Origin of the sequence: Paenibacillus psychroresistens (assembly GCF_009728935.1) — a bacterium.
GTDB lineage: Bacteria > Bacillota > Bacilli > Paenibacillales > NBRC-103111 > Paenibacillus_AC > Paenibacillus_AC psychroresistens.
In genome coordinates this window covers 7,311,515-7,332,575 of the sequence record NZ_CP034235.1, presented here as the reverse complement: position 1 = coordinate 7,332,575, position 21,061 = coordinate 7,311,515, and the positions used below count along the sequence as shown (strand labels likewise).

Below are 21,061 nucleotides of genomic sequence, written 5' to 3'. Positions count from 1 at the left end.
CTCGACGAAGAGTCGAGAAGTTTCTTGGGTAATCAAATAAAGGGGTAATGAAGCCCGAACTCGCCTGCTAATCCTTGGATTCCCTCGTTTGTTACTCGAACAGCCCGGCCATTAGGTATGCGTTCAATCCACTTTAGCTCGAACAGCCTTTTGGTTAACTGGGCTCCCAAGCTTCCTGCTAAGTGGTGCCGCCGTTCCCTCCAGTCTAAGCATTGGCGAGCATAATGTCGCCGTTTCCGGGGATCTGCATCAACCTCAACTCCGAGCTCCCTTAACTTTTCCTTACCTTCTAAGCGCAATACATAATCATTCCCGGATTCCTCTAATAATTTCATATCAAGTAATCGATCCGTAAGGGCTACCCCAATTTTACCAGCCAGGTGGTCATAGCAAGTTCGAGCATGACGCAGTGTCTTTAGTTCGTCGGATTCACGGAGTGAACGCACGGATTTGGGTGGTGCAATGGTAATAAGGGATTCAAGGACATGTCCAACTTCATAACTAGCAAGTCGAAAATATTTATGTCGGCCATGTGGTTCGTGAAGCAGCAGACCTCCCTCTACCATCTTGGCTAAGTGCGAGCTGGCCGTTTGTGGAGATATTCGAGCCGCATGGGCTAATTCGCCAGCGGGTAGAGCTTTTCCCCCTAGCAAACTCATTAGCATTGCTAAACGTGATGGATCGCCGATAAGAGATGCAATCACCGTGACATTCGGATTTAAAGACTGGACGAAATTGATCATTATTGGATTTTTTCAGACGACGGGAGTTATGGGGTGTATCTTTCTGAGCATGCGTACAATCCCGTCTGGAGAGACTTCCATATTGACCTTTGTTAATCCGCTTCTGGTCGTGATCTTGGGAACCGGGTTTCTAGGGTTGAAGTATCGAATGTCTCAATGGTTTGGGGTAATCGTAGGATTTATAGGTGTATTCATAACACTAGGATTCCACTTGCAATTAACGACTGGGTCTTGGTTGGGCTTAGGATCTGCGCTTTCATGGTCGATCGCTACTGTTATGGTAAAAAAATGGGGTGGGCTTTTTGATACTTTGGTAATGACTGCTTATCAAATGTTATTCGGCGGTTTACTTCTGTTATTGCTGAGCATGGTATTGGAATCACCGCATCTTATCATCAATGCAACTTCTTTAGGGGTTGTAGTCTATCTAACTCTCATGGGCTCAATAGTACAATTCGCAACATGGTATTATTTGCTGAGTCGTGGTGATCCTGGGAAAACAAGCGCATTTCTATTCTTAGCTCCGTTCTTCGGAGTCCTGTCGGGATGGTTGATCCTTGGTGAGGAAATCCATAAGTGTGTTTATTTAGGAGGATTTTGTATCTTCATCGGAATATTCCTAGTCAATTGGACTAAAGTCAACAAGAAGCTTTTACAACAATAGAAAGAAGGGATTTATGTGCAAGATTTTGGTCCGTGGACGATTGCTTTCCTCAGCATCGCATACATACTCTTTTATTTTATGGTCCAAAAAGGGAGTCCTGAATTTGCTACGATGGTTACCTATTTTATTCCGGCAAGCGCAATTATTTGGGGAAGCACACTGCTGAACGAACAAATTCATTGGAGTTTATTGATAGGACTAGCATTCATTCTAGGAGGCATATTCTTAGCAAGAAAAAAACGTCTCCAACAAGCAGCTGCCACACTTAATGAAGCTTAATAGGAAAAAATTCCCGAAGGTAATCCTCCAATAGGAGTGATTGGATTAGTTATTCGGAGAATTCAGTGGCGACTGACAAGGGATAATAGCCGCGAAGCTGTGCTTGGTTTTAGAGGGTTTCATACTGATCATGGTTGCTTTGTTGGTGTTGCCATCCACATTTGCTGCGGGAAAAGAAGAGAAAATTAAGCAAACACTAAATTCTGCACCAATAAGTGCGGTGTCTGATCAAACGGTTGGCGAGCAGAAAGAAAAAGTTCTGCCTTCGCCGAAAGTATCGGAAAAGATCGTGTTCAAAATGCCGACATCTGGTAAAGTAACAACTCCATTTGGTTACCAAACGCATCAGAAAATCCTGCATGATGGCATAGATATTGTGAACAAAGAAGGAACCGATGTATATGCTGCCGCTGCTGGTAAGGTAATCAAGGCAGAGTATGATCCTGACAACGGTTTTACCATTGTCATTGAACATAATGAGAACTGGCGAACGGAATATCGGCATTTCGCAAACGCAAAAATGCCTGTTATAAAGGGAGAAATGGTGAAATCAGGCGACCTGATTGGACACATGGGTAGCACCGGTCAAGCAACAGGTCCTCATCTTCATTTTTCAATCCTCATGGATGGAGAATATATCGATCCGGTATCCATGCTTAAGTAAAAGACCGGAAGGCACCTAGTTCTGGTGTCCTCCCGGTCTTTGTTCTGCAAATACTGTTTTCAAACAAAAATTTAGTTTATTCAACCAGGATACGATCCTTGTTCTGAGCCAGCCATTCACCCAGAGTCTGTAAGGAAGCATTTAATTGACGAGAAACATCGAGGTCCCGCGCTCCGGTAAAAACCTGATCGAACTCTGCAAAGTACTGAAACATGTTACCTAAATCTTCAGCACCAGGGAAACCAAAGCTGCGATAAATCTCAGGAGCTAGCTTATTGTATCGAACTGTCTCACCATAAGTCTTTGAAAGCAAATCAGCAATCTCGATTCCAGTCAAAAAGTCTCCTGCAATTCCAATAAACTTACCTGCATACTTATCTGGTCCACCCTTGAAAATACCGTAAGCGCATTTACCAATATCTTCAGCTGCAATCCCCGCAAGCTTACTATCACCCATAGGTAATGTGATCGCCAGCGTGCCATCTTCTCCTCTTTTAGGGCCCATCCCGAAATGAATCATGTTATCCCAAAAAAAGGAGGTCAATAAGAATGTTGTGGGTACTCCAGCATCAATAAAGAATCGATCACCTTCACCTTTTGAATCAACATGAGGTACTTTGTAATTGCCCATTAGAGTTGGCATGCGGTCATCACTTAAAGGAATCCATTTTCGTGTATCCTCAAGGGTAGACCAAATAACATGCTTAACATCAGCTTGTTTTGCTGCTTCTGCCATAAGCTTAGCATGGTTGATTTCTTTCTCAGGTGAAAAGTGATTCCAAAAGAAAGTAACACAGAAAGCACCATAAGCATCTTTGAATGCCTTTTGTAGACTTTCAGCATCATCGAGATCAGCCGCTACTACCTCAGCTCCTAATGCAGCTAGCTCTTTCGCGGTTTCACTGTTAACATCTCTTGTTATTGCACGGACAGTGAATTCCCCAGCTTTGTCATTCAGAATAGCCCGTACTAAACCGCCACCCTGTGATCCCGTTGCACCCATTACTACTATAATCTTCTTATCAGCCATATACTTTCTCCCATCAAATTCAATTCGATACTAACACGTAAACAAGAAAGGTTTCCCATCCTAATATTTACTTGAAATTATTTTCATAAATCAACGAGTAGCTAACTGGAGGCATTGGCATTCCGCTTGCTTCTGTTACACCTGCATAAAACGCAACTGCTATCTCTTCGCTTTCCCATATATCAGTTATCGTAACGCCACTTTCATGCTTGGAAACAACGTGGGATATCATTGCCTCAGGAACCAATTGCTCCGGATTAATTGATTTGTCGAAAGCTTTAAATTCTTCATAACTGACACTGCTCAGTTAATAGAAAAAGTTCAAAGAGCGGATCGGAATCGCATCCAAGATGAAGCTTTATTCCATACAATTGGACATTTGCAGCGTTTAATTGAATTTTTGAATACGGTAACTTCGCTTACTTCACTGAAAGACGCGTCTACTTATGCCTCAGCCATTGCTAAACAGCTGCAAGGCTTGATACATGCCGATACAGATATAGCGCAGGCTAAACAATATTTCGAAGAAGCAGCAGATGCTTTTGTTGAGTTACATTTGCCTTTGGATGTTGCCAGAAGCAGATTGGGCTGGGCGATGCTGGATTCGATTCAAAGGCCAGTTGTTGCCGTACAGGCGATGAAACAATGCCTGGATATCTTTTCTCAGTTTGATGATTCCTCTTATACCTTCTTTACAAACTCCCTATCTGGTCAAATACAATCTATTGAGGTTCCTCAGGAACATCCAATAATAAGCAATGGTGAGAAAATATTAACCAACCGTGAGTGGGAGGTTGCCTCTCAAGTGGCCAAGGGGATATCGAACGCTGAAATTGCCAGCAACTTAAGCTTAAGTGTAAGAACCATAACTACCCATTTGGAACGCATCTACTCCAAGCTGGCGCTTCGCTCCCGCTCAGCCTTGTTTCGGTATATGTTTGAGCGGAGGGAGAATTAGCTTCATTTACTGATCTGCTGTCGTTTTTAAACGATCCAACTCTTTGTCTAATTTTAGAGCTAGATCATGAAGCTTATCTTGAACATCATTATCATCCACATTAAGTAGATCTTGAAATTGAGTATATATTTCTGGGCTTTGAGCTTGATAATATTTTGGACTTACATAGCCTTGAGGCTTAATAGCGTAATTAATCTCATTTGCTAGTATGCTTTTGATCGGATCGGTATCTTGATGGATTGCTAATCCAATAGATTTGCTAGTAGTCAAATAGCTTTGGGTTAAGGCGGCTGTATGCTCTTGATTTGTCAAAGTTAAGTAGTTGAGAAACTCCCAAGCAGCTTGCGGGTTTTTACTTTTGTTAGAAATGCCAAACCCCAGATAAGATAATGGATTTACTCTTTTCCCCCCCTCAAAATGGGGTAGAGAAGCTACGCCTAAAGCTTCCCCGAGGCTTGTTTTATAAAAGGCATAAGCTTCCAGGTCACCTATTACCATGCTCTTTTTACCATAATTAAATGCTGTTCCTGAAACTGTAGGATCTCTTGGACCTGATTTTAATGTATCATCATGATAGTAAGCATTTAACCATTTTAACGCTTCAACTGATTCAGGGCTATCTAAATAACCAACAAAAGTACTTCCATCAGATGCCATTAAAGTTGTTCCTTTACTTGCCGCGAGTGCTTCAAATGTATATGTATCGTACGCAATATCAGATCCTTGTCCTGGCAGCATTTTATTGGAAATGCTTCTGAACTGCTCCCAAGTCCAATCATTTTCGGGGTAGGGTTCATCGATATCATCAAATAGATTTTTGTTGTACAGCACTACAAGTGGAGAGAACGAGTAGGGCAATACATACAATTTTTCATGAAATTTAACGGAATCTAAAATTCTTTTATCAATATCGATATCTTTGGGGTTTGGGACCAAGCCTAATAAATCGACAAATAAACCGTCCTTATCAATCCCTTCTAAATCAAAAAAACCAAAGGGTATAATATCGGGACTTTGATCACCTTTAATCATTTTCATGAAATCAAAATCTTGGGTTTGTGGAAAATAATCGAGTGTAACTTTAATAGATGGATGTAGCTTCTCAAAGCTCAGGATAGTATCCCTATATATTTTATCTATTTTGAAAGTGGAGGGTGATAAATCAGAAGGCGCATTAATCATCCAGTGAATATCGGCAGATTCCGGAGCTTTTTGCACCAAATCACATGCGGAGGTAGTGATAACAGCTAACAATATAACAATTAGATATAGTCTATTCATAATAGTTAATCTCCCTTAACTACACGTTTTAATTCTTCATCTGCACTCAATGCAAGCTCGTGTAATTTCTCCGGAAGCTCTTTATCATCTAGGTTAAATAACTCCTGAAATTGGTTGTTTATCTTAGGATTACTATAAAGCGGACTCCTGAAGCCAGATGGCAAGACGGCATAATTCAACTCGTCGGCAATTACACTTTTTATTGGATCTGTATCTTGATGAATGCCTTTTGCAACTGAAGCACTAGTAGTAATATTAAAGTTTGAAAATGATATAGCATTTTCATGGTTAGTTAAAGTAAGGTATTGGATAAATGCCCAAGATTCTTCAGGGTGCTTGCTGTTCTTAGAAATCCCATATCCATCAAAGCTAATCGGATTTGCGCGCATCCCACCTTCGAAATAAGGTAGTGGGGCAGCACCAATTTTATCTCCTATTTTTTGTTTTAAAAGTGTGTAGGAATCAATAGAACCGAGTATCATGGCAACTTGTTCCGTACTAAAACGAATATAGGCATCTGTGAAATTTAGAGGTACGGTTTTTGATTCATCATCTTTATAATAATCATTTAACCATTGAATAGAACGAATCGCCTCAGGGCTGTCTAAATACCCAATAGAAGTATCCGCATCAGGAGATATCAAGCTTTTTCCCGTGCTCGACATCAACAATTCCATTATATAGGGATCATAAGGTATTACGGAGCCATGGTTGTCTTTTATCTTTTTTGAAACTTCTCTAAATTGTTCCCAGGTCCAATTACCTTGAGGAAAAGGAATACCTGCCTTTTTATAAAGATCCTTATTATATAAAATAACTAAAGGATTAGCCGAAGAAGGAATAATAAGCAGCTTGCCGTTACTCGTTGCCAAATCGAGGATATTTTTATTAATGTCTAGTTCCTTATTATCTGCCTTTTGTTGTAAAGGTTTTAAATCTAAGAATATCTCCTCTTTTTGCACCTCATTGATAAGCAGAGTATTATATGGGATAACATCTAATGGATCGGTTTCATAATTTTCTTCTCCCGTTATGTAATCAATAACAACTGTGATAAGCGGGTTAATTTTTTGAAAAGCTGGAACTGCTTTTTTAAATAAATCATCACGCAGATACCCACCTGAATCGTAACCATTTGGTTTAGGCAACAATAGATGAATAGTTGCAGGTTCCTTAGCTTTCATTGGTTCGTTGCATGCCGATAGGGAAAAGATCATTGTAAATAAAATCACAGTGAATAAAGATTTTTTCATATTCGAAATAGTCCCCCTGTATTCATATAGAAATATCATAATATAAAAAGCTTCACCAATATATGTACATTTTGTTAGATTTAAGTGTTGATTTGTTAGAAAATAAGCCAAGAGAGGGTTAAACATCATGATTTTCCAAGACTTTAATCAAATGATTCCGCTCATTGAACAAATCAGTTCCAATTTCACTTCGCAAACCTTGGAGTGTTCCCTGAACAGCCATACTATTATCATTGTTCGTAGTGGATATATTTCTATTTCTGCTCAAGACCAAGAACCTGTTGTTTGTACACAAGGTTTTGCTTGTCATCCCCAGTATGGGCCATATTATATACAGGTCCCTAAAACGAAGGAAGTGGAGTATGTGGTCATTACCTACCGCGTATTTCCCGAAGATAGCGTTTGGACACTAAATGGCCCGCTTAGTACAATAAGTGAGTTTAAAATTCATTATATGGTGGATGAATTAATCCGCACAAGTCATGAAATCCAGACATCTTCAGACGAAGAAGCCGCTATGCATCAGGTTAGAAAACGATTGATGCTGGAAAGAATCTTGTTCATTTATCTGAACGATTCCCGTATCGGACAAGAGAAGAAATTCACTGACCACTCTATGGAAGAGATCCTATCTTATATTAATGAACATTACATGGTGAAGCTAACTCTTCCTATGCTAGCCCGGCGTGCTGGAATAAGCGAAGGCCATTACACTGTACTATTTAAAAAACATACTGGAACGACAATGACTAATTATTTGCACCATATTCGAATTGAAAAAGCCAAGACCATGTTCCTGCAAACTGATCTGCTCGCTAAGGAAATCGCACAAAAGGTTGGATTCAACGATTATTTTCATTTCAGTAAAATTTTCAAAAAAACGACTGGATACTCGCCTACTTCATTCAAGGAAGCGGAAACCAACATCTAAAAATTAGACATGCTGTATCGGAATATTGGATATGTTCATACTGTAGATAATCAGTTATTATTTGAAATGAGAATAATTATCATTATCAGGAGGAAGACAGATGAATCACTGGATTAAAAGTACACTTCGCATTACATTGATCGGCGTCTTTGTTGTAAGCCTTGCAGCTTGCGGTAAAGCGACGACCAATCAAACAGAGGCAACCACGCCAGCCAGCCAGACCCCAGCAACACAAGAGGATACTAAAATTACGGTCCAAGATGCAGTAGGTACCGTAGAATTGCCGAAGAAGCCTGAACGTATCGTAACTATGGAATTCGGTTTTACCGATGCCCTTGTAACATTAGGTGTTAAACCAGTAGGTATTGCCGATGACGATGATTCGAACTTATTAATGGACGAGGTAAAAACTCAGCTTAAAGATTACAAGTCCGTTGGTTCACGTTATGAGCCTAATATTGAATTGATTAGTTCTTTGCAACCGGACCTGATTATTGTAGATATTAATAAACACAAAAATGCTATCCCCCAATTAAAAGCTATTGCTCCGCTGCTCATTCTCGATGATTTTCAAGCTGATTATAGTCAGATGTTGAAAAATTATACTACCATCTCGATAGCGGTAGGCAAGGAAGAAGAAGGCAAGAAGCGCTTAGCCGAGCACGAAACTAAAATGGAAGCATTGAAAAAAGAGATTAAACATACAGATCTCCGTGTTCTACCTGCTGTTGTTAATCCAAAAGGCTTTTACGCTCATTCCGATCATTCCTATACAGGCTCCTTCTTGGCTATGCTAGGATTTACAGATCCGGTGAAGAATAGTGCATCTTACCCGCAATTAACATTAGAGCAGCTCGTAGAAGTGAACCCTCAGGCTCTTTTCTTGATGCCTGTCGAGAAAGAAAACATTGATAAGCAATGGGAGAGCAATCCGTTATGGCAAAAAATAGACGCAGTTGCAAACAAGAAAATATTCACGGTTGCGAGACGCGACTGGTCGCTTTCCCGCGGATTAATCGGCTCGGAAAAAATGGCCGAAGACATTGCGAAAAGCTTGGGAGAATAGCTGTATGATAAAAAAGCTACAATTGGAAAAGCAGAGCCGTAAATGGCGTCTGCTCTTCCTTTTTTCTACGTCTATTGTATTGTTGATTATTGGCATTCTAATTAGCCTTAAGTGGGGGGCAGCTTATGTCTCGTGGAAAACTTTATATGAAGCATTGACCTATCAAGGTCATGAAAAAGCGCATTTGTATATCCAGACATTGCGTTTGCCTCGCACTTTGACAGCTTGTATCGTTGGAATACACCTAGCTTTGGCAGGACTGCTAACACAGCTTACGACGAAAAACCCGCTTGCATCCCCTCATGTTTTCGGAATTAATGCAGGAGCTTCCTTGGCTGTTGTGCTCGGATTAGTCGCAGTAGCAAATTTCTCGATTATGGACTCTATGCTTTTCGCCTTTGTAGGAGCAGCAGCGGGTGCCTTGCTTGTTTGGTCGCTCATTGGCGGTACGGGGCAGAAGCAATACGTTCGATTAGCTTTAGCTGGGATTTCTGTGCATTTCATGCTATCTTCGCTTACGGAAGGGCTAATTATTTTGAATCAATTTTCTACAGATAGCATGATTTTTTGGCTTGTCGGCTCTGTAAACCAAGCTGCATGGCTTGATGTCCGAACGATATTGCCTTTCACTATTCTCGGTCTGCTAGCCTTTAGTCTCATGCTCCCGTCATTCCGTATGCTAATGATGGAGGATGAAATTGCCGCAGGGTTAGGCCAGCGGGTAGCCGTAGTCCGAGCCATCGGCATGCTTCTTGTTATAATTCTCTCCGGGTCAGCTGTTGCTATATGTGGACCTATCGGCTTCGTCTGCCTGATTGTCCCCCATATCGCTAGATCCTTGATTGGGATTAACCTTGCAGCTCTCGCTCCTTTAACTGCAGTGCTCGGCGCTGTATTGCTCGTGTATGCCGATTTTATTAGCCGATTCATCGATTTCCCTTATGAATCTCCTGTCGGGATTGTAACAGCTGCGATTGGCGCTCCATTCTTCATCTATTTAGCTCGGAAAAAGGGGGATGCAAAATCATGAGAATGGGATTTTCCCTTATTGCTGCGTTTCTTATACTGCTCATTTTAGCTATTGTGTCTGTGAGTGTTGGCGCTGTTTCTATTCCTTTACACGAGATATGGCCCGGCTTGCTTCACGAAAATAGCAAGTTCTTTTTCATTGTCCATGAGGTACGTCTACCGCGAATTATTGTCGGAATTTTAGCTGGATTTGGTTTAGCTGTTGGAGGTGTGATCCTGCAAAGCTTAGTGCGAAATCCACTAGCTAGCCCGGATGTAATCGGGATTACGAAAGGAGCTGGATTTGCCGCAGCAGCGGTTATCTTTTTATTTCCCAAGGCACCGGCCTATATGCTTCCTCTCGCAGCATTTGTCGGAGCTTTCACAGCCTTTGCAATTCTATTATTACTAAGTAAAAGTTTATCTTTAACGCCGGCTACCTTTGCTTTAGTTGGTGTTGCTGTTGGAGCTTTTTTTCAGGCTGGCACACAGTACTTAATTGTAAGGAATCCAGCTGATATTAATATGGCGTTGCTCTGGATGTCCGGAAGCTTGTGGAGTAGAGGATGGAACGATGTACATTCACTCCTGCCCTGGATTGTTGCGCTCCTCCCAATTGTGTGGTGGAATTCTACGAAGCTGAATATCTTTCTGCTTGGAGACGAAACAAGTGCATCTCTTGGTTTAAACATCATACGGCAGCGTTTCTGGCTGCTGCTTCTCGCGGTAGCGCTAGCAGGCATATCGGTTTCAGCAGTTGGGACTATCGGTTTTATCGGCTTGATCTCACCGCATATTGCCCGCAGTATTGTTGGTAACAGACATAAATGGCTAATTCCACTTTCTGCACTCATTGGGGCTGATCTTATGCTTCTGGGTGATTGTCTCGGCCGCACAATTATTATACCGAGAGAAGTTCCAGTGGGTATCATGTCAGCTATCATCGGTGCTCCATATTTCGTCTACTTACTGCGGAGAGCGCGACACAACCGGATCTAAGAATACAACAATAAATAATAAGGCTCCTTGGAATTCTTCTTGGGAGACTTGTTATATGTTTGAAGTGTGTGCTAATATTAGACTATTAGATAATTATCTAAATATTAAAGGAGGTGAATTAACTTCATGAATATTGCCTTTAAAGCCTTGTCTGATCCAACAAGAAGGAAAATCATTCGTTTATTGCATGAGCGTGACCTGACAGCAGGAGAAATAGCCGATCAGTTTAACATGACCAAACCGAGCATCTCCCATCATTTAAATCTGTTAAAAAGTGCAAAGCTTGTTTTGGATGAACGTGACGGACAGCATATTATTTACTCACTCAATACAACGGTCGTTCAAGAGGTTATGGGCTGGTTTTTGGAAATGTTCGCTGATAAAGAAACGGGGGGAGTAAATAAAGATGAAAAATAAACTTAAGTTCAACATTTGGGATATTTTAATTTTGCTCTTGGGAGTCATTCCTATTATTGTCGCAATCAAGCTGTTGCCAGATCAAGTTGCCAGATATTCAAACATGGGAGGGTATGGATTACCGATCGGTTATATGAACAAGAAATATATTATAGTTGGAATTGGATGTTTCACATTGTTGCTGCCATTTATAGTGAAATTATTTCCGCTTATGGATCCTAAACGTGCGAATTATCTCAAATTCCAAAGTACCTTTGAATATATACGGTTTTTACCAAGTGTAGTGTTAAGTGTAATTTGCTGTATATGGGTGCTGATTGTTACCGGGCATCCGTTTGATCTCCGTACCTGGTTTATTGTTATGTTTGGGATTTGCTCAATTCTTACGGGGAATGTAATGGGACGAGTTCGGACTAGTTATTTAGGTGGCCTTCCTACACCGTGGGCACTTAGAGATGAGAACAATTGGCGCCTTACTCACCGGTTTGCAGGATTTCTCTGGATTTTGACTGGTTTCCTGGCACTCGCGTCACTCTTCTTTACGAACTCTATACTAGTCGTAATAATTACCCTAGCAATTCAAATTTTAATTCCATTTGGATATTCATATCTGATACATAAAAGAAAGGATGATTCAGTTGAAATCATTTAAAATGTCCTTTATTCTAATTATGATTTCTGTCTTTCTTGTCTTTTCTGCCTGCACAAATACCAAGGAGATTGTAGAAGCTGCGACTTTACATATTGAACTGCCTAATCCAAATGCTGACGCTTCAATATTTTACGCTAACAACAAATGAAAATACGGCAGAGCTTGCTGATCATTACTTGATGACTAGTCAATCCATGTCTGAGGCTACACATCAAAACTCGGACCCGATTAAAAGTGTATTTATGAATGAATTGAAATATGCAGTAAAGCCATCCATATATTTAAATCCAAAATTTAACCAGATTTGGGATAAACAATCTCCAAATATATATACGCAGTTTTTAAATCTCGCTTCGGCAGAGGACAATGAAGTGGCGATTAAATTACACGAGCTTGCGCAAAAGGTAGACCAAGAGCTTAACCTTTTAGAGGAGAAAAAATAGCAAAGAAAATGGAATAATTGGATATAAGTAAGAACCAGCCACTTCTTAACGTGAAGGGGCTGGTTCTTGTATTCTTATCCCCTATTGGTTAAAATGGCTCCCCAACTGTCGGGACTGACATCTCGAATGTGTTTAGAGAACGTCCATAAATGTCCTTCTAAATCTTGCGCGGAGTACTGACGCTCTCCGTATTCCGAGTCGAAAAGCTGTTCCACAATTCGTGCACCCGAAGCAATTGTGTGGAGATAATGTTCATCGATATCTTCAATGAACACCATAAGTGATTGTGTCGCAAAGCTTAGTTTGGCTGGACTCGTCAGTGTACGAACGGAATTTTTAAGCATAACCCAAGCATCACCGTGGTGCATCATTACGCCATGGAGCTGTCCGTCGGGGACCTCGAAGCGGAAATGCTCAACGAAGCCGAACACCTCGCTCAACCAGTTAATCACATCGGCCAGGTTTTCATAATAGATGTGTGGAAGTATGGAATTGGTTGGTATTGATCGATTGTTTATCATGGAATGCCTCCTCTATGAGCCATTATTGGCATCGATTTTCGTTTTCTTGGTTGAGTTATTTCCTATTTTACCCCAAGGCTTAAAGTAGGAAATAACGAGAATGATGATGAGCGAGATGAATTGTAGCGAGAAACTGGTGGCAAGTTTCTGGCTGCTAGACGAAAGAATCTGCAGCGAACCGTCCGCATCGACCAGATGCTTCGCTTCTTTAATCCATATCCGGTTCCCGAGATGGTATGCTCCCTCTTATTCGACTTCGTGCACCATCTTTACGATGGCAGTCAGGCGTAAATATACGTAAGATTACGGATGCGGATTCTTAAATAAAGTAATATAATAAAATGGAGACGTTTAGGAGGAAAATACAAAAAAAGGAGTGTAACAATGAGCGAAACAATTCAAAACTTACCACCTTATTTCAATGGAAACTTTGGTAACGGGGAAGCGATGAAAAAGCTTGCTGAAACTTTATTAACAGATAGAGAAAGTAACACTCTTGCAGCAACTGATTTTGATAAACATAGAAACTTACTTTGTGGGAATCCTTTTGTTTTAACGAAGTAGTTTCATTTGGAGAAGCGAAAGGCCGGTAATCACTTATTCTCGAGTGGTTGCCGGTTTTTCTTGCATTTACAGGTGTCTATTATCTATTCATGGATTAGGTTTTATCGCATCAACAATGATGGATACACAGCCTAGCTTGCCATCTTGATTTCGATGGTCAAAACGTTTGGAACGGTAAATAAAGCCTTGGGTTTCATCCCAATATTCGTAGTGAAACTGCCCTTCATCATCACAATATTCCAAAAGTTTAACTTTAAACCCTGCTGATTCGAACATAGAAATGATACTCGTATAGCTATGAACAATTTTATGGCTAGCAGCTGGATGATCTAGAGGCCCTGGACCTCCAATCTTAACGATACTCTGGTACACTTCATCAGGAAAAAAAGCATCGGGTACTGCACAGCGAATGTATCCTCCTGGCTTTAAAAAGTCAAAGCATATTTCCGCAGCCTGAATACCTTCTTCATAGTCAAGATGCTCCCACACATGCTCTGCAAGAATCGTCGAGGAACTTATACCAAACGAAGAAATCGGCATAATTCTAATAATTGTGCTACAGCAGATAACTGATCTTGATTGCGTTTATCAAGCATTAAGAGAGAGCCCTCCGCTATTTCAATCGCTTTAGCAATGTTATTGTTTTTCATTTCACTAAGCACCTGTTTAATAGCTTCTAGCGAATAATTTGCATATTTTAATGATTGAATTAGTAAGATTTGAGTAATGATTTCAGCTGAAAAAGACCGATAACCATTAGCTTGATCTCGGTCACATTCAATAATGCCGATTTTTTCCCAGTAACGTATGGTTGTTGCAGTCACTCCTGTTTCCAATGCAGCTTCCTTGATGGTAAAGCTTGCTCTTTTTTTCCTATTAATCATTTTAGGAGATGTATTTATCGTTTTTAGTGTTAGAATAGTCCGGTTTACTGTTTTCCATTCCTGATTCAGCTCAGCACACGCCTCGTTCACTATCCACAACGCGCTTTTAACATCCCTCTGTATCAATAACCGCATAACCTTGCACGTCAAAGCCATGCAAAAACCAGAATTCATAGATCGAATACAGACGAAATAAGCCTCATGTTCTTTGGAATAAAGGCGATAGTCCGTTTCAGACCTAGGTACTGAAGGGATAATACCCCACGCTTCATAATGACGCAGCGCACTTGTACTCATTCCAATTTTAATAGCGATATCAATGGGACGGAGGGACTTTGTTTGCATGCAAGAAAACTCCCTTTCTGAGCATGAAATCATTCTAACAGAGACAGAAACATTATTAAAGAACATTAAAGCTTTAAGCTAAAGTTTAATTTTAAAGTCCATTGATTATAAAGGATTTAACTCATAACCTTAGCACTTGCATCATTGTTGTAAGCTAATCTTAGATAGTTTAAACAAGGAGTGATTGGTTTGAAAAAAGCGATTGAAGTAGAAGGGTTATCTAAGGATTATAAAATGTTTGAACGAAAAGAAGGGATGCAATCCGCATTAAAGCATCTCTTTGTTCGCAAGCAAACTCTGGTGCATGCAGTACAAGATATTTCATTCTCGATCTTGAATGGAGAGAAGGTTGCATTCCTTGGACCGAATGGATCCGGCAAAACAACAACGTTGAAAATGTTATCAGGCCTGCTGCACCCTACTTCTGGTGAGGTACGAGTACTCAGATATGTTCCCTATAAACGCGAACCTAGTTTCTTAAAGCAGATAAGTATGGTGATGGGAAATCGTCAGCAGCTGCATTTGGACATTCCCATCGTGGATAGCTTCGAGCTGCATCGCAGACTTTACGGGATGTCGGCTGTGGAATATCGAAATATATTAAATGAATACATTGAAAGCTTCGAGCTTAGTGACTTGCTGACTAAAACGCCTCGCACACTATCTCTGGGACAACGAATGCGTTGTGAATTAGCCCTTTCTCTATTGCATAGACCGAAGGTGATGTTTCTGGATGAGCCTACGCTGGGACTCGATCTGGCAGTACAATCTCGCGTTCGCGAATGTATCAGGGAGGTTAATGAAAAGTATGGTACGGTAGTGCTTTTAACCTCACACTATATGGCGGATGTAATCAGTCTTTGCCAAAGAATTATTTTTATTAACTCTGGTTCTATTATTTATGATGGGCCTTTGAATAAATTGGTTGATTTATTAGCTCCATTTAAACTCGTCGAAGTACAAATGAGCTCAGATCTTAAAGGCAGATTATTTCTGGAGCATGCAAATAAGATAGTTAAGCAAGAGAGCCGAGAAAATACGGAAATCATTACTTTTCGCGTTCATAGAGATGAGACTTCTATTTTCGTCTCGGAGGTATTAAGTTATCCTGATGTCTTTGATTTTTCTGTCTCAGATCCACCCATAGAATATGTAATTGATCAATTAGTAGGTAGAGGAAATCTGGAGGTGGCTTCCAAGTGAATTTTATCTTCTATGCACGACATTCTATGCTGAGCTTGCTTGTTTTTAGAGGCTTTTTCTTCTCACTGGCTTTACAGTGGATTATTCCGCCATTGATTGCGATGTTTGCGTGGATTGCTGTACTGGAGAACAGCAATCGCACCGGACAAGTGGATTGGTTGATTGCCAACTATCTGACGATCCTGTTCGTCAATCAGTTTACTTACTCTTATGAACATTGGACGATAGCTTTCCAGATCCGCAATGGAACGTATTCCAAACAGCTTTTGCTCCCTTATCACCCTATCCTGCAAAGTATTGCTGATAATTTTGGCTCTAAGCTGTTATTTCTCTGCTTTAATATACCAATTGTTATCATCTTATGGTTGGTATTTCATCCGCATATTGACTTGACTGGCTGGAGAATTGTTTATTTTATGATTAGCCTTGTTTTTGCTTCCGTGATTCGTTTTTTTATGGGCTTTATACTTGCCTGTATCTCTTTCTGGACTACACGTTCAGATTCTACTCTTTTAGTGAATGATGCTCTTATGTTCTTGCTTGGCGGCCAAGCGGCACCGATTGCCTTCCTTCCCTCTGTCCTGCAAAGCACTATACAATTCCTGCCTTATTTTTCTTGTTTAGGATTGCCTGCGATGCTGTTATTATCACCTCTTGATCACGGAGTTGTGTTTGAACTGATCGCTAAACAATGTATTTGGTTAATGATCTTTATGCTATCGGGTTACTGGATTTGGAAATCAGGGGTTAATAAATTTCAGGCTACAGGGGGATGAAAAACATGGGTTATTTCTCTATATTACGAGTGTATGCGCGGTCTGCTTTGTTTCAGCATGTATCCTTTCGTTTCCATATGGTACTCAGTTTGTTGAACTCATTAATCGGTTTTGCCGTTTCTTTTGGAGCGATTCTATTGCTGTTTAACCAAACAAATTCGATCAACGGATGGAGTAAATACGAACTGATTGGCTTAACATGTCTTTATACCGCATTGAGAGGTTTAATGGGATTGTTTCTTCTGCCAAGCCTTGAAAGATTTGTTACCGATGTAGCGGATGGGGAATATGATCACCTTCTATTAACACCTATTGACTCTTTTCGTCACACACTGGTTCGTTCATGGAATTCAATGGCGTTTATTGATATTGGAATAGGTGTTTTTGGAATCTTGTTTGCTATAGTTCAGATCAAGCCGCATCTTTCTGTATTGGAAGGGTTGGAGTTATTAATTTGTTTAACATCAGCTGTATTCATTTGTGCCCATGTAATGATTGCTGCTTCCACACTTGCTTTTTGGTTTAAAAGAAGTGGGTGGAATTGGGTATTCCAAACAGCACTTTCAATGGGGCAATACCCTGTAAATATTTACCCTAAATGGCTAACTTTCATCTTGACCTGGATATTACCCATAGGATTTATTACAACAGTGCCCATGCAAGTCCTCTTCGATGGAGGAGGATGGAGCTTAACTGGCATAAGCGTAATCATAGCTTTATTGAGCCGAATATTGGCAAAGCGATTATATCATCTAGGCATTCGCCAATATATGAGTGCTTCTGGTTAACTATTGTAAGGTTCTATACTAACTTTATTAGATAGATTGCGTAGCTTTGAAGGCTGCACAGCTTTATTCCGATTTTGATAGAAATACATAATAATTGAAGTGACAGAAATGGACACGAGAGAGATCATTGCTTTGTTGGGTGAAACGGCAGATAAACTTGTAAGAATAACTAAAAGGTCAAATAAAAAGTTTGTTTTACCTGGATTTAAGCGGTATTTTTTATGTAGGAAAAGCGCTAGGATCGTAGAACCGCCAAGAGATGCGCCATTTTTAAATAAGGTGCAAATCCCTACTCCTACTAAAGTGCCGCCTATTATGGAACCTAAAAGCGCGGGCATCAAAAAATTAGGAAGTAGGATGTCAACGGGAGACATGAGGGTTAATAAGGAAATTGTGATAATCGTCCGAAGTGTGAAGGGGCGGCCTAAGTTGAAGAAAGAAAAGATGACGAATGGAATATTGATCAAGGCAAAGAGGATGTAAAAATGCGCTTGTAATAAATAAGATAGGCTAAGCGAGAGACCTGCTGTTCCACCAGTTACAATATGAGAATGTTTTAATAGGATTAGACCAGCTGTTGTAGCGATACATCCTAGTACAATGTGAAGCCATTTGAGAACTAATACATTCGTTTTACGATCCATTTTCCGATTCCCCTGTCTAGTGTTTCTTAGTTGTATCCCTTGATTTCATGTTATAATAATTGACATGCGCAATATATAATAATCTGAACGACTTTTAGTGTTATATTATGTAACGTTGAATGTAAAAAGCGTTTACAACCTTCAATTTGAAAGTAGGCCAAAAAAGAGATGGATCACCTTGACATTACCCTCCTCAAATTGCTTCAGGAAGATGGGCGAATGACGGTGAGCGAGTTATCCAAACGTTTGCCGTTAAGCCGTCCCAGTATATCGGAGCGTCTATTGCGTCTTCATGAGAAAGGAATTATTCTAGGCTTCAACGCTAGAGTATCCCCAGCCGCAATTGGTAGAGACGTACTATTAATTATTCAAATGAGTGAATTAAAAGTATCTCCACAGGTTTTCGAGCAGCGAATTATCGGAGATGATGATATTCTAGAGTGTCATCGTGTGACGGGTAGCGTTAGTTATGTAATGAAGGCAGCAGTAATGGGGATTGATGCGCTTAGTATGCTCGTAGAACGGCTAATGCCTTACGGCACTGTGAATACATCGGTCATCCTGTCTTCACCGGTAACGAATCGAGTTATCTTACCCAAGGAGTAATGAAGCTCATCTATTCCAGACAAACAAAAAGGCCGGGAAACACCTTGTTACTGGTGTCCCCGGTCCTTGTTCTGTACATATTGATTTAGCTTTTACTTAACACTTGGCAATGTAATTAAAACGGTTGTTCCTTTGTGTTTTTCGCTTTGAATTTGAATCTGGCCTTTGTATTTTTCTATGATATCATAACAAACAGTCAAACCAATTCCAGTACCTTTTTGTTTAAGCGAATAGAAGGGAGTGCCTAATTTAATTAACTCTTGAGGGGACATTCCAGCCCCTGTATCGGTTATTTCTATTTTAACCTGATGGGTGCTTCTGTAGGCTTTAATACAAATAACTCCATTTGACTCCATTGCTTCAATTGCATTTTTTAGTATATTCGTTAGCAGCTGTTTCATTTCAATGGAGGAAACATGTACCCATAGATTATCTGTCACATGATGCTCGATGATATTTTTAGTGTTTAAAGCAAAAGGATAGAGTAAATTTGAAACAGATTGTATTTCTAATCCAACATCAGTCAGATGATTATTGTTTATAAGCGGTTTGACTAAGGATAGATAATCATGAATAATGGTCTCGGTTCGATCCAGCTCATTTATCATTAGTAAGATATGATCCTTTGATAAGGGCTGTTTCGCGGATAGCTGCAAAAATCCTTTTACAACAGTAAGCGGGTTTCTTATTTCATGAGCAACCGAAGCAGCAAGTTGACCTACTGTATTAAGGCGTTCGGCTTCTTGGATTCTGCGGTAATATTGTTTTAATCGATCAACCCGCCATGACATATTAATAAATACAAAGCTAATTAAAACTTCACAGACTGCAAAATTAATTAAATTCCCGATGAGATCGTTTGATATGGAAGGGTAAATCTGTTTATAGTGCTGAGATAGGCTGATTACAGTAAATAAACTCGTCCCAAAGAGGAAGTTAAACGAAACAATAGCAAAAAATAATTTGCGGTTGAATAGAATAGTAGATAGTATGGGTGCAAAGAAAATAAGCGCAAGCGTGGTAGTTGTATCTGGATATAACAGGAATAAGGCATAAAAATAAAGTAAAATCGAGAACATTAATAAACACTTCGTTAGAATAGTTTCCTTATAAGGATAAATAAGCGATAGAAATGAAATAGAAGCTGCAAAAAAGAATTGAATCCATATTTTAGGCAATGGCTCATGTCGCAGGATCGTCGTCAGCAAGCCCGAACACATAAAGATAATAGCTATGATGCAAAACGTATAATAGATTCGTTTATTAAACTTGTTTCGGATGTCTAGATCAACCATCAAGTATAGTTCCTTTATAATTAGTTTACTTTAATCATATCATTATATAGCCTGAATAACCTGATCTTTTCATGCCTTCCCGCAAATAAAATCGTAAAGCACTTGGATTTCTGTCCATGCAGTACAAGTAAGGCTCCTCATTGCTAGTGGCAAGTATATGGTTTTTTGCATGATGCAGTAACAGGCTGCCGAGACCTTTACCTTGTTTGTGGCTTGCAACTGCCATAAAATCTATTTTTGCTCCCTCGAGAATATATGCACCTGCTATCTCACCGTTATCAACCATAATACAGCAATCACCTTGTACTGCTTTTTCGAGCCAGGCTATTAAATGATTCTCTTTGTTGCTCAAAAATACACTTGAATTTGGGTCATCAAATGTGTGTGATAATGATTTATCAAGCATGGAGCAGGTTGCTTCAAGGTGTTCTTCAGTAAAGGGTACAATTGAAATATTCTTTGGAAGGTCTGGATTGCTGGAGATGTCCTTAGTATTAAAAATAAGCTCATGTGTCTTAGGTCCCTCTTGGGTTTTCCATGGCAGCTGTGTGAGTAACATTTTATTAAGTTCAATATTGTCGGCAGGATACCATATGCTTGTAGATGCTTTGACCTGACTACGTGCTTTGACTATCAGTAATAACAATTTCTCGCGTAAATCTTCCGGCATATCTGTATTAAAACCAATCTGTATTCGCAGGTTTCCATTGTAAACACGGGCAGAATAGGTACCGTACCTATCACCACTACGATAAAATAATTTATCAATGAAGCCCGTAAAACCAGAGCTCCCTACCTCGCCTTGGAAAATTCTTTTTTCTCCCTGATCTATTCCGGCAATAATATCATCTGCTAAATTGTTCTTCGTTGCTATTTTCGAAACTTCGAAACTTCATTATCTATCCCTCCGTGAGACGTTCACTTATTCATAAGTTACCATATTTAAATCCTTTTTTGTGATAATTAATGATTATATACGATTTTGATAGACCTTTTTCTCGCAAAATCTGTAAGAAATCCATTTTCGTGTCGGAGTTTGTCATTTTG

26 protein-coding genes and 1 pseudogene are annotated in these 21,061 nt (G+C 39.9%); 16 read left to right on the top strand and 11 right to left on the bottom strand.

What is annotated here, in order from left to right; genetic code table 11:
* Positions 1–32: 32 nt before the first annotated feature.
* A complete protein-coding gene (locus tag EHS13_RS33000) occupies positions 33–743 on the bottom strand; it encodes an ArsR/SmtB family transcription factor (RefSeq protein ID WP_155704447.1) in 711 nt (236 codons plus the stop codon).
* Here EHS13_RS33000 and EHS13_RS32995 point away from each other — a divergent pair.
* The 3 genes from EHS13_RS32995 to EHS13_RS32985 all read left to right on the top strand — a co-directional run bounded on the left by EHS13_RS32995 (position 706) and on the right by EHS13_RS32985 (position 2,350).
* Positions 706–1,407, top strand: a complete 702-nt coding sequence (locus EHS13_RS32995) for a DMT family transporter (RefSeq protein WP_227013657.1) — start codon at positions 706–708, stop codon at positions 1,405–1,407. The two genes, EHS13_RS33000 and EHS13_RS32995, sit on opposite strands and share 38 nt — an antisense overlap.
* A 15-nt stretch (positions 1,408–1,422) precedes the next feature.
* Positions 1,423–1,686, top strand: coding sequence for an EamA family transporter (locus EHS13_RS32990; protein WP_227013656.1), 264 nt, complete (start codon positions 1,423–1,425; stop codon positions 1,684–1,686).
* Positions 1,687–1,816: 130 nt separating this feature from the next.
* On the top strand, positions 1,817–2,350 hold the full coding sequence (locus EHS13_RS32985) for a M23 family metallopeptidase (RefSeq protein ID WP_155704446.1): 534 nt from the start codon (positions 1,817–1,819) through the stop codon (positions 2,348–2,350).
* A gap of 76 nt (positions 2,351–2,426) precedes the next feature.
* Here EHS13_RS32985 and EHS13_RS32980 read toward each other — a convergent pair whose 3' ends face one another.
* Positions 2,427–3,380, bottom strand: a complete 954-nt coding sequence (locus EHS13_RS32980) for an NmrA/HSCARG family protein (protein WP_155704445.1) — start codon at positions 3,378–3,380, stop codon at positions 2,427–2,429.
* Positions 3,381–3,447: 67 nt separating this feature from the next.
* On the bottom strand, positions 3,448–3,612 hold the full coding sequence (locus EHS13_RS32975; RefSeq protein WP_155704444.1) for a hypothetical protein: 165 nt from the start codon (positions 3,610–3,612) through the stop codon (positions 3,448–3,450).
* Positions 3,613–3,780: 168 nt separating this feature from the next.
* On the opposite strand from EHS13_RS32975, the gene EHS13_RS32970 reads away from it, so the two are divergent.
* Positions 3,781–4,338, top strand: coding sequence for a response regulator transcription factor (locus tag EHS13_RS32970; RefSeq protein ID WP_162463372.1), 558 nt, complete (start codon positions 3,781–3,783; stop codon positions 4,336–4,338).
* Positions 4,339–4,344: 6 nt separating this feature from the next.
* Here the strand turns inward: EHS13_RS32970 and EHS13_RS32965 are convergent, their stop codons facing one another.
* Both EHS13_RS32965 and EHS13_RS32960 read right to left on the bottom strand, forming a co-directional pair.
* Positions 4,345–5,619, bottom strand: a complete 1,275-nt coding sequence (locus EHS13_RS32965; protein ID WP_155704441.1) for an extracellular solute-binding protein — start codon at positions 5,617–5,619, stop codon at positions 4,345–4,347.
* A gap of 5 nt (positions 5,620–5,624) precedes the next feature.
* Positions 5,625–6,872, bottom strand: a complete 1,248-nt coding sequence (locus tag EHS13_RS32960; protein ID WP_162463371.1) for an ABC transporter substrate-binding protein — start codon at positions 6,870–6,872, stop codon at positions 5,625–5,627.
* Between the two features lie 127 nt (positions 6,873–6,999).
* On the opposite strand from EHS13_RS32960, the gene EHS13_RS32955 reads away from it, so the two are divergent.
* From EHS13_RS32955 to EHS13_RS32925, 7 genes are all read left to right on the top strand, one after another.
* On the top strand, positions 7,000–7,803 hold the full coding sequence (locus tag EHS13_RS32955; protein ID WP_155704439.1) for a helix-turn-helix transcriptional regulator: 804 nt from the start codon (positions 7,000–7,002) through the stop codon (positions 7,801–7,803).
* Between the two features lie 100 nt (positions 7,804–7,903).
* On the top strand, positions 7,904–8,869 hold the full coding sequence (locus tag EHS13_RS32950) for an ABC transporter substrate-binding protein (protein ID WP_155704438.1): 966 nt from the start codon (positions 7,904–7,906) through the stop codon (positions 8,867–8,869).
* Positions 8,870–8,873: 4 nt separating this feature from the next.
* Positions 8,874–9,899, top strand: a complete 1,026-nt coding sequence (locus EHS13_RS32945; RefSeq protein ID WP_155704437.1) for a FecCD family ABC transporter permease — start codon at positions 8,874–8,876, stop codon at positions 9,897–9,899.
* Entirely contained in the window at positions 9,896–10,876 is a 981-nt protein-coding gene (locus EHS13_RS32940; protein ID WP_155704436.1) for a FecCD family ABC transporter permease, read from the top strand. Before EHS13_RS32945 ends, EHS13_RS32940 begins: the two co-directional genes overlap by 4 nt.
* Before the next feature lie 126 nt (positions 10,877–11,002).
* The gene (locus tag EHS13_RS32935; protein WP_155704435.1) at positions 11,003–11,293 is read left to right on the top strand and encodes an autorepressor SdpR family transcription factor; all 291 of its coding nucleotides are present in this window, start codon (positions 11,003–11,005) and stop codon (positions 11,291–11,293) included.
* Complete coding sequence (locus EHS13_RS32930; RefSeq protein WP_155704434.1) at positions 11,283–11,945, top strand: SdpI family protein; 663 nt, start codon at positions 11,283–11,285, stop codon at positions 11,943–11,945. The genes EHS13_RS32935 and EHS13_RS32930 overlap by 11 nt, the downstream gene beginning before the upstream one ends.
* A gap of 110 nt (positions 11,946–12,055) precedes the next feature.
* Positions 12,056–12,388 (top strand): hypothetical protein, encoded by a 333-nt coding sequence (locus tag EHS13_RS32925; protein ID WP_155704433.1) that lies wholly within the window; start codon positions 12,056–12,058, stop codon positions 12,386–12,388.
* Between the two features lie 74 nt (positions 12,389–12,462).
* On the opposite strand, the gene EHS13_RS32920 is transcribed toward EHS13_RS32925, so the two are convergent.
* Positions 12,463–12,909, bottom strand: a complete 447-nt coding sequence (locus tag EHS13_RS32920; RefSeq protein ID WP_155704432.1) for a VOC family protein — start codon at positions 12,907–12,909, stop codon at positions 12,463–12,465.
* Positions 12,910–13,293: 384 nt separating this feature from the next.
* Between EHS13_RS32920 and EHS13_RS32915 the strand changes: the two genes are divergently transcribed.
* On the top strand, positions 13,294–13,473 hold the full coding sequence (locus tag EHS13_RS32915; protein ID WP_155704430.1) for a hypothetical protein: 180 nt from the start codon (positions 13,294–13,296) through the stop codon (positions 13,471–13,473).
* A gap of 87 nt (positions 13,474–13,560) precedes the next feature.
* Here EHS13_RS32915 and EHS13_RS32910 read toward each other — a convergent pair.
* Positions 13,561–13,989 (bottom strand): annotated as a pseudogene (locus EHS13_RS32910) (class I SAM-dependent methyltransferase); the annotation flags it as partial.
* On the bottom strand, positions 13,989–14,702 hold the full coding sequence (locus EHS13_RS32905; protein WP_162463370.1) for a MerR family transcriptional regulator: 714 nt from the start codon (positions 14,700–14,702) through the stop codon (positions 13,989–13,991). The gene EHS13_RS32905 and the pseudogene EHS13_RS32910, both read right to left, overlap by 1 nt.
* A gap of 189 nt (positions 14,703–14,891) precedes the next feature.
* Between EHS13_RS32905 and EHS13_RS32900 the strand changes: the two genes are divergently transcribed.
* From EHS13_RS32900 to EHS13_RS32890, 3 genes are read left to right on the top strand one after another with little or no spacing between them, the layout of a single operon-like run.
* Complete coding sequence (locus tag EHS13_RS32900; RefSeq protein WP_227013655.1) at positions 14,892–15,905, top strand: ABC transporter ATP-binding protein; 1,014 nt, start codon at positions 14,892–14,894, stop codon at positions 15,903–15,905.
* Positions 15,902–16,681, top strand: a complete 780-nt coding sequence (locus EHS13_RS32895; RefSeq protein WP_155704427.1) for an ABC transporter permease — start codon at positions 15,902–15,904, stop codon at positions 16,679–16,681. Before EHS13_RS32900 ends, EHS13_RS32895 begins: the two co-directional genes overlap by 4 nt.
* Positions 16,682–16,686: 5 nt before the next feature.
* Entirely contained in the window at positions 16,687–17,469 is a 783-nt protein-coding gene (locus tag EHS13_RS32890) for an ABC transporter permease (protein WP_162463369.1), read from the top strand.
* Here EHS13_RS32890 and EHS13_RS32885 read toward each other — a convergent pair.
* Positions 17,466–18,113, bottom strand: a complete 648-nt coding sequence (locus tag EHS13_RS32885; RefSeq protein WP_155704423.1) for a YitT family protein — start codon at positions 18,111–18,113, stop codon at positions 17,466–17,468. The genes EHS13_RS32890 and EHS13_RS32885 overlap by 4 nt on opposite strands.
* 168 nt (positions 18,114–18,281) lie before the next feature.
* On the opposite strand from EHS13_RS32885, the gene EHS13_RS32880 reads away from it, so the two are divergent.
* Positions 18,282–18,719 (top strand): Lrp/AsnC family transcriptional regulator, encoded by a 438-nt coding sequence (locus tag EHS13_RS32880; protein WP_155704421.1) that lies wholly within the window; start codon positions 18,282–18,284, stop codon positions 18,717–18,719.
* Positions 18,720–18,811: 92 nt separating this feature from the next.
* Here the strand turns inward: EHS13_RS32880 and EHS13_RS32875 are convergent, their stop codons facing one another.
* Positions 18,812–20,014, bottom strand: coding sequence for an ATP-binding protein (locus EHS13_RS32875; protein WP_155704419.1), 1,203 nt, complete (start codon positions 20,012–20,014; stop codon positions 18,812–18,814).
* A gap of 34 nt (positions 20,015–20,048) precedes the next feature.
* Positions 20,049–20,684 carry a GNAT family N-acetyltransferase gene (locus EHS13_RS32870; protein WP_155704418.1) on the bottom strand — a complete coding sequence of 212 codons (636 nt, stop codon included), beginning with the start codon at positions 20,682–20,684 and terminating at the stop codon, positions 20,049–20,051.
* Positions 20,685–21,061: the final 377 nt, after the last annotated feature.

Bases quoted from the DNA above. Each gene is read 5' to 3' on its own strand.
- EHS13_RS33000 (WP_155704447.1), bottom strand. From the start codon at position 743: ATGATCAATTTCGTCCAGTCTTTAAATCCGAATGTCACGGTGATTGCA.
- EHS13_RS32985 (WP_155704446.1), top strand. From the start codon at position 1,817: ATGGTTGCTTTGTTGGTGTTGCCATCCACATTTGCTGCGGGAAAAGAA.
- EHS13_RS32980 (WP_155704445.1), bottom strand. From the start codon at position 3,380: ATGGCTGATAAGAAGATTATAGTAGTAATGGGTGCAACGGGATCACAG.
- EHS13_RS32975 (WP_155704444.1), bottom strand. From the start codon at position 3,612: ATGATATCCCACGTTGTTTCCAAGCATGAAAGTGGCGTTACGATAACT.
- EHS13_RS32965 (WP_155704441.1), bottom strand. From the start codon at position 5,619: ATGAATAGACTATATCTAATTGTTATATTGTTAGCTGTTATCACTACC.
- EHS13_RS32960 (WP_162463371.1), bottom strand. From the start codon at position 6,872: ATGAAAAAATCTTTATTCACTGTGATTTTATTTACAATGATCTTTTCC.
- EHS13_RS32955 (WP_155704439.1), top strand. From the start codon at position 7,000: ATGATTTTCCAAGACTTTAATCAAATGATTCCGCTCATTGAACAAATC.
- EHS13_RS32950 (WP_155704438.1), top strand. From the start codon at position 7,904: ATGAATCACTGGATTAAAAGTACACTTCGCATTACATTGATCGGCGTC.
- EHS13_RS32945 (WP_155704437.1), top strand. From the start codon at position 8,874: ATGATAAAAAAGCTACAATTGGAAAAGCAGAGCCGTAAATGGCGTCTG.
- EHS13_RS32940 (WP_155704436.1), top strand. From the start codon at position 9,896: ATGAGAATGGGATTTTCCCTTATTGCTGCGTTTCTTATACTGCTCATT.
- EHS13_RS32935 (WP_155704435.1), top strand. From the start codon at position 11,003: ATGAATATTGCCTTTAAAGCCTTGTCTGATCCAACAAGAAGGAAAATC.
- EHS13_RS32930 (WP_155704434.1), top strand. From the start codon at position 11,283: ATGAAAAATAAACTTAAGTTCAACATTTGGGATATTTTAATTTTGCTC.
- EHS13_RS32925 (WP_155704433.1), top strand. From the start codon at position 12,056: ATGCTGACGCTTCAATATTTTACGCTAACAACAAATGAAAATACGGCA.
- EHS13_RS32920 (WP_155704432.1), bottom strand. From the start codon at position 12,909: ATGATAAACAATCGATCAATACCAACCAATTCCATACTTCCACACATC.
- EHS13_RS32915 (WP_155704430.1), top strand. From the start codon at position 13,294: ATGAGCGAAACAATTCAAAACTTACCACCTTATTTCAATGGAAACTTT.
- EHS13_RS32905 (WP_162463370.1), bottom strand. From the start codon at position 14,702: ATGCAAACAAAGTCCCTCCGTCCCATTGATATCGCTATTAAAATTGGA.
- EHS13_RS32890 (WP_162463369.1), top strand. From the start codon at position 16,687: ATGGGTTATTTCTCTATATTACGAGTGTATGCGCGGTCTGCTTTGTTT.
- EHS13_RS32885 (WP_155704423.1), bottom strand. From the start codon at position 18,113: ATGGATCGTAAAACGAATGTATTAGTTCTCAAATGGCTTCACATTGTA.
- EHS13_RS32880 (WP_155704421.1), top strand. From the start codon at position 18,282: ATGGATCACCTTGACATTACCCTCCTCAAATTGCTTCAGGAAGATGGG.
- EHS13_RS32875 (WP_155704419.1), bottom strand. From the start codon at position 20,014: ATGGTTGATCTAGACATCCGAAACAAGTTTAATAAACGAATCTATTAT.
- EHS13_RS32870 (WP_155704418.1), bottom strand. From the start codon at position 20,684: ATGCCGGAAGATTTACGCGAGAAATTGTTATTACTGATAGTCAAAGCA.